Below are 1,033 nucleotides of genomic sequence, written 5' to 3' on the forward strand. Positions count from 1 at the left end.
GGTAGAGTGATGTCGCCTGTTACGTCAGTTGTACGGAAGTAGAACTGTGGACGGTAACCTTTGAAGAAAGGAGTGTGACGGCCGCCTTCATCTTTAGAAAGAACGTACACTTCTGACTCAAATTTAGTGTGTGGGTTGATTGAACCTTTAGCAGCAAGTACTTGGCCACGTTCAACGTCATCACGCTTAGTACCACGTAGTAGTGCACCAACGTTCTCACCTGCACGGCCTTCGTCAAGCAGTTTACGGAACATTTCAACACCTGTACAAGTAGTCATTGTTGTTTCTTTGATACCAACGATTTCTACTTCGTCACCTACGCGTAGGATACCACGCTCGATACGACCAGTTACAACTGTACCACGACCTTGGATTGAGAATACATCTTCAATTGGTAGTAGGAACGGTTGGTCAACAGCACGCTCTGGTTCTGGGATGTAAGAATCTAGTGCTTCTGCAAGCTCAACGATCTTGTCTTCCCACTCTTTTTCGCCGTTTAGAGCGCCAAGAGCTGAACCTTGAATTACTGGTAGATCATCACCTGGGAAGTCGTACTCAGAAAGAAGTTCACGAACTTCCATTTCAACTAGTTCTAGAAGCTCTTCATCATCAACCATGTCACATTTGTTCATGAATACGATGATGTAAGGGATACCAACTTGACGACCAAGTAGGATGTGCTCACGAGTTTGTGGCATTGGACCATCTGTTGCAGCAACAACTAGGATACCACCATCCATTTGAGCAGCACCAGTGATCATGTTTTTAACATAATCGGCGTGTCCAGGACAGTCAACGTGTGCGTAGTGACGTGCAGGAGTATCGTACTCAACGTGAGAAGTTGAGATTGTGATACCACGCTCGCGCTCTTCAGGAGCGTTATCGATTGATGCGAAATCTTTAGCTACACCGCCGTAGATTTTTGCAAGTGTAGTACAGATAGCAGCTGTTAGAGTTGTTTTACCGTGGTCAACGTGGCCGATAGTACCAACGTTTACGTGCGGTTTCGTACGTTCAAATTTTTCTTTAGACA

1 protein-coding gene is annotated in these 1,033 nt (G+C 45.5%); it reads right to left on the reverse strand.

The window, feature by feature from the left end:
* The coding region (tuf, locus tag GNP81_RS19225; RefSeq protein WP_069595067.1) for an elongation factor Tu at positions 1–1,033 on the reverse strand (1,033 nt) is incomplete at both ends.

The sequence above is a fragment of the Aliivibrio fischeri genome, from assembly GCF_009727955.1.
GTDB classification, from domain to species: domain Bacteria; phylum Pseudomonadota; class Gammaproteobacteria; order Enterobacterales; family Vibrionaceae; genus Aliivibrio; species Aliivibrio fischeri_A.